Origin of the sequence: Psychrobacter sp. UBA6291 (assembly GCF_002439405.1) — a bacterium.
Lineage (GTDB): Bacteria > Pseudomonadota > Gammaproteobacteria > Pseudomonadales > Moraxellaceae > Psychrobacter > Psychrobacter faecalis.
Map to the genome: position 1 here is coordinate 22,981 of NZ_DJUD01000058.1, position 6,391 is coordinate 29,371.

The following is a 6,391-nucleotide window of genomic DNA, read 5'->3' on the forward strand; positions in this document are numbered from 1 at the left end:
TATTGATAGTAGATAGATAAGATTGAGATATTTTTAAAGCTTTTTAATCCTTGCGGATTTTCTTCGTCAAAACCGTTTTCCAACTGTCCTCCAAACATTCAATTGCTAGCCACGGCTCAATAACCTTTGCAGCAAATTTCTCTTTTGAATTGGCCAGTTGCCATAGCTTTTCTAGCGTCGCAAAAGGATAGGGGCGTTCGATGAGATAAACCGGCAAATCAGCGTGAATCATACCATCACGTACAACCTGAAAATACCAGCCAGCGATACCTTGTTTGGTCACCCAAGAGGCGATATTTGGCACTTTGTTCAGTTTAAACTGTCCGATTTGGTCATTGATTTTGTAGCAGGGGCGGCGAGGTTGCACGATGCGAAGTTGGACGCTGTTGTTATTATCAGTATTGCCATATTGCCCACCGTATTGAAAAATATCCCCAATACACACCGTCGACTCATCCATTGCAGGCAGACCGTTTACCGCTTCAGTCGTTAGGTTTTCACCAAGCGTGCCAACGCGTACCTTTAAGCCAAACTCAGCGTTAATCTTATCGTAAGTTGCCGTTGCTAATTGATGCACCGCTTTTAAGGGGCCGCCATGATGACGCCGGTCGGCTTGTTCATCGGTAGTTAATCCCATAAAGTTGACCGCGACAGGCGCTTCGATCGGCGCTTTATCAATGGCGCTCATCTGCTCACGGGCAAACGGCATGGCTTTACCCGCGCGCACGCAGGTTAAATTGGCGATATGTAGCGGCAGGGTTTGATTGAAATCAGCACTATTTTTTTGGCTAGAAGATGTTATTTGCTCTATGCTCATGGAATATCCTAATCGATCGGGATTTATTAGGCGAGTGGTTAATTCATTAGAGATGTTAAAGATGGCTATTATCTTAGCCTAATCGGGCATGTGATTATATGGCTTTAGCGATTTAACCTTTATCTGTACCAAATTTTAAACAAAAAAAGACCAGAGTTGACTCTGGTCTTTTTTTAAACAGTGCTGTTAACAAACAAGATTATTTGTTTTTATTACGGCGACCTGCGGTTTTCTTCTCACGCGGTACAGCGACCAGCTCAGCCAATTGATCAGGTGACGACCATAGGCCTTCTAAGTCATAGAACTCACGCGCAGCTGGCGTCATCATATGCACGACAACAGAGCCCAAATCAATCAGCGTCCAGTCAGAATCGGTACCGCCTTCACGGCCAAGTGGCATAAAGCCCGCTTGCTTAACTTCAGCGCCGACGCTGTCTGCCATCGCACGGACGTGGCGTTTTGAAGTACCGTCAGCGATGACGATGCGCTCCATCACGTCCGTTAGATTTTCTACGTTTAAAACAGTGATATTTTTTGCTTTCATATCGTCAAGCGTGTTTTCGACTACCGCTAAGCATTCTTTTAAGCGTTCTTCAGTCATGGTATTGGTCATAAATGGTCTTCTCTTCAATCATAAATATTAAAAATAAAATAGTAAATCATCACATTGCTTGCTCACGAGCCCTTGAAAAATAGGTAAATAGGCAGGTGTTTTTGCGGCAACATGGATAAAATAGGTAAAGTTAAACGTATAAGGCGATTTTAACGGAATTGAGCAGCAGAATATAGCTGATGGTCGATAATATATTGATAAACGGCAGGATTTAGCCATTTAGCGAACGAATTGGGTACAGTCGGGTTAATGATAGCATTTATTGGCTGTAAAGTTGCGTTTTGCGAACCTTGCTTGCGCAGCTGTTGACGTACTTGGGTGCTTGATATCGCTGCCACAGGGCGCGGGTCTATATAAATGCGTCCTTGAGCGGCGTTTTTCAAGTTACTGCTGGCTGTTAAAGATTTTAAAGCTGGCGCGACAAGGTCAGTAGCCGAGTCAGTGATGAAGTGTTGCAATGCTATGGGAAGCTGAGATTGCAGTGCAGTAAGGTTTGACGTTACTAAGTCTTGATTAATAAGCTTTTCTTGTGCAATAGTATTTTCATCATTATTATTAATAATAGGGTCATTTTTAATAATAGGGTCATTTTCAGCAATGCTAAGCCGATTAAATACCCATAAATTGACATGATCGGTCAGCGTCAAACCGTCTTTCCATTTATCCAAACTGTGCGCGCTGTCCATGCCCATGATAAATATCAGGCTATCGTGCGGGTAGCGCGCGCGTAAGGTTTTTACGCTATCAATGGTATAGACCGGCGGCGTTTGCCACAGCTCAAGCTCATTGATTTGTAGCGGGGTATTTTTTATAGCCAGCTTTAGCATGGCCAGACGGTGCTTAGGGTCGGTGCTGTCTGCTTTAAACGGTGAGCGCGCATTGGGTAGTAATGACACCTGTAGCTCGCGCTGTTGATGCTTTGCTATTGGTAATAAACTTTGATAAACATACAGCGCCATTTGCAGATGACCATTGTGTACAGGATCAAATGAGCCACCCAAATAGGCGCGAATGGCAGGTTTGGCGTTTTTCGTTAGGTGATAGTCTTTAGAATAAGCCATAAATAAATGAGCAAAAAGCGCTGCGAATGGACAGTGTCGTTAAGTGAACTATAGCATTATTGTCGAGCGCTCAGTAGGGTCGTATGTTTTAAAGCCCTAAAGATTTAACAAAAATAGCCAATAAAAAACCGACCATCATGATGATAGTCGGTTAAATGTATAGCGATTAAGCATGACTGTAAATTATAAACGGTACCGAGATTAAATCGCGTCGCTATGTGCTTGGATGGCGGTCAGGGCGATGGTATAAATAATATCATCGACCAACGCACCACGCGATAAGTCATTAACGGGCTTATTCAAGCCTTGCAACATCGGTCCGACACTGACCACATTGGCGCTACGTTGTACGGCTTTATAGGTGGTGTTACCAGTGTTTAGGTCAGGGAAGATGAAGACGTTTGCTTGTCCGGCAACCGGTGAGTCAGGGGCTTTTTGTTTACCGACGCTCATGACCGAAGCGGCATCATATTGCAATGGGCCATCGACGGCGAGGTGCGGCGCACGCTGACGGACGATTTCGGTTGCACGAATGACTTTTTCGACATCAGCGCCCGTACCAGATGACCCCGTTGAGTAGCTAATCATCGCCACTTTTGGATTGATACCAAAGGCGGCGGCAGACTGCGCCGATTGAATGGCGATTTCAGCGAGCTCTTCGGCGTTCGGGTCAGGATTAATGGCACAGTCACCATAGACCACCACTTGCTCAGGTAGCAGCATAAAGAATACTGACGATACCAGCGAATACTGCGGCGCGGTTTTAATCAGCTGAAACGCAGGGCGCACGGTATTCGCGGTTGTGTGTATCGCCCCAGAAACGAGACCGTCAACCTCGTCCATCTCGAGCATGGTCGTACCCAAATAAACCGTGTCTTTTAGGTATTCAGCAGCGACTTCGGCGTTGGTTTTACCTTTACGGCGCTCAACCACGGCATTGATATATTTATCCATATCAAGGGTATCAGGGTCGATAATCTCAAGGCCCTCAGGCAACACCAAATCGCGATTTTTCACTACTTGCTCGACCTCACTACGCTTGGCAATCAACACGCAGTTGGCGATACCGCGACTTTGGCAAATGCACGCCGCTTCCACCGTACGTGGCTCTGAGCCTTCTGGGAGCACGATACGTTTTTTGGCATTTTGCGCTTTTTTGACCACTTGATGACGAAATGCCGAAGGAGACAGGCGCATCTCATACTCTTGGCTAAAGTACTCTTTAATCCAGTTGAGGTCTAAATGCGCGGCGACATAACGTGCCACTTCTTCAGCGCGCTCGGTATCATCGCTTGGAATCTCAGAGCTCATATGCATCAGGCTTTGTACGGTCTCATAACTGTCACTTTCGACACTCATGATAGGGATGCCGGTTTTGAGCGCCGACTGCCAAAGCTCAGCGACTGTTTCGCTTGGAACCACGCCGCCAGTTAATACCAGTCCTGCTAAAGGGATGCCGTTGATACAAGCAAGTCCTGCGGCCAACAGTAAGTCGTCGCGGTCACCCGGCACAACGATAAGCGTACCACGTTTAAAGACTTCATCAACGCGAGCGACCGAGCGCGCGGTCAAACTGATACGGTTGATACGGCGCGATTTTGCCTCACCGACGTTTAACCAAGTGGCGTCGAGCTCAGCGGCGATATCCCACGTACGCGGTACAGAGAGCGAATCACTGAAGGGCACCACGCCGATTAAGCGAAACTCTTCGGTATTAAAGTGCGGTGACAAGCGCTGCACTTCTTGCATAAAGCCCTCGTCTAAATTGACGATGGCTTCGCCTGGGGCGACCATTTGATTTTCGAGGGTGCTTTGGGCGTTTGGCAAATTGTGCATCCGCATCAAGATACAACCAAGCGTGCGCTCACTGGCGATACCGCCAAATTCACGGGCGTGGACGTCAAGCTTGTCAGCCAGATAGGCAGGTTTACTGGTATCGGCGGTGCTGACAAAAATGATTTTAGCATCTAAGGCATGGGCAATGGCGCGGTTGATTTGCGACGCATAAGAGGTCTCAGTCGTCGATACTAAGCCTTCACAAATCACCACATCGTAGTCGTCGCCTAAGGTATGATAATTGACGACTACTTCTTCCATCAAATCATCAAGATTGTCGTCGCCAAGCATACGCTCAAGGCGCTGACGGCTGATAGATTTGGGTGGATTAAGACCAAAAGCGTGCATTGCCAGCGCGCTTGAGCTGTCTAAACTGTTTTGCTTATCTAAGGTATCGTCTTGTAAAAACGGCTTCATAAAGCCAGCTTTGATACCGTTATAGTCAAAGGCGCGAATCAAGCCTAACGCCGCTGACGTCACACCGATACCGCGACTGATGGGCACAAGTAAAAAAGTTTGCATAATGTATCCTACTATTTATTTTATTTTTTAAGCGCGTTTTATCCTTGTGCCATACAAACGCTCCCTGTTTTCTTATGGCACAAGTAATGATTTGTTTAGCAATCTGATGCTTACAAACCTAAGGCTTCGCGCGTTTCTTGGGCAATGCGGCATTCTTCATCGGTTGGTACCACCCACAGCTCAATGCTGCTATCGTCGGCATGGAAACTGCCTTCTTTGCCACCGACCAAGCTAGCGTTTTTAGTGCTATCTACCTTGATACCAAAATGCGGCATCATCTCTAAAATACGCGTCCGCGTGGTCACTGAGTTTTCCCCAATCCCGCCGGTAAAGACAATGCCGGTAAAGTCAGGTAGCGCACAGCTTAAGCTGGCAAGGTACTTAGCGACGCGGTAGCAGAACATCTCAATCGCAAGCTTAGCATCTTGATGACCTTCATTTGCTGCTTGCTCGATGGTACGTAAATCATTGGATAAGCCTGAAATACCCAGCAGCCCACTTTCGTTATTGAGCATCTTATCGGTTTCTTCTAAGCTCATGCCTAGCTGGCGCTTGAGATGAATATGCAAGCTTGGGTCAACATCACCGCTGCGCGTGCCCATCATCAGCCCTTCAAGCGGCGTCAAACCCATACTGGTATCGAGACTTTCACCATTATAGACAGCCGTCGCCGAGCAGCCATTACCTAGGTGCGCGGTCAACCAACCATGTGGCGCTTTAGCACTGGTGATTTCGCTGGCGCGTTCTGATACATAAGCGTGCGAGGTACCATGAAAGCCGTAACGACGGATTTTATATTCATCATAAAGGACTTTTGGTAGCGGATAGCGAAAGGCAACAGGTGGCATGGTTTGGTGGAAGGCGGTATCAAATACCACCACTTGCGGAATCTCGGGATAAATCGCTTGTACCGCTTCGATACCTAGCGCGTTGGCAGGGTTATGGAGCGGTGCCAATACTTTTAAGCGTTTGACTTCTTCTAACACATGCTGATCGACACGCACCGCTTCTGAATACTCGCGGCCGCCATGCACTACGCGGTGGCCGACAGCAATAAAGTGATATTGCTCAAGTAACTCAAGGATTTTTTTCAAGGCCAGTTCATGACGACCGCCAGCGATGGCGATTTCTAGCTTTTCACCATTTAGCGTCGTGTGTTTGATGCGCGCAGTGTCGAGGCCTAAGTTTTCTGCCAGACCTGTGATACGCGTAGCATTGTCTTCGCTGATCAGCGCGTACTTGATTGAAGAGGAGCCGCAATTTAGTACTAAAGTGGGGTTGGTTAGATTCGATGTTTCAGAGTCTTTATCATTAAAATTGGTGGTTACGCCAGTGCTCATACTCTATCCTTAGAAGTTATTTTTTGGGTGGTGATTCGACATCGATAGTCATCGATTACATAAAAAAACCAGCCATATTCTTGTCGCCGTAAGCCAAACAGCTGCCATACGCAACAATCCTATCGCTGATTTTTATCATTGCTTTTAGTCTTACTTTTCGCATTGTTTTTAATATTTTTCTGGTGGTGTTCTAAAAAGTATG

General features: G+C 46.7%; 5 protein-coding genes. All 5 read right to left on the reverse strand.

Annotated elements, in window-relative coordinates:
* Positions 1 to 43: 43 nt before the first annotated feature.
* Positions 44 to 817 carry an MOSC domain-containing protein gene (locus B3R91_RS10230; RefSeq protein WP_286797527.1) on the reverse strand — a complete coding sequence of 258 codons (774 nt, stop codon included), beginning with the start codon at positions 815 to 817 and terminating at the stop codon, positions 44 to 46.
* 199 nt (positions 818 to 1,016) lie between these two features.
* On the reverse strand, positions 1,017 to 1,430 hold the full coding sequence (rsfS, locus tag B3R91_RS10235) for a ribosome silencing factor (RefSeq protein ID WP_068406254.1): 414 nt from the start codon (positions 1,428 to 1,430) through the stop codon (positions 1,017 to 1,019).
* Positions 1,431 to 1,579: 149 nt separating this feature from the next.
* Positions 1,580 to 2,491 carry a nicotinate-nicotinamide nucleotide adenylyltransferase gene (locus B3R91_RS10240; protein ID WP_286797528.1) on the reverse strand — a complete coding sequence of 304 codons (912 nt, stop codon included), beginning with the start codon at positions 2,489 to 2,491 and terminating at the stop codon, positions 1,580 to 1,582.
* A 201-nt stretch (positions 2,492 to 2,692) separates the two neighbouring features.
* Entirely contained in the window at positions 2,693 to 4,849 is a 2,157-nt protein-coding gene (pta, locus tag B3R91_RS10245) for a phosphate acetyltransferase (RefSeq protein WP_286797529.1), read from the reverse strand.
* 110 nt (positions 4,850 to 4,959) lie between these two features.
* The gene (locus tag B3R91_RS10250; RefSeq protein WP_286797530.1) at positions 4,960 to 6,189 is read right to left on the reverse strand and encodes an acetate/propionate family kinase; all 1,230 of its coding nucleotides are present in this window, start codon (positions 6,187 to 6,189) and stop codon (positions 4,960 to 4,962) included.
* Between the last annotated feature and the right edge of the window lie 202 nt (positions 6,190 to 6,391).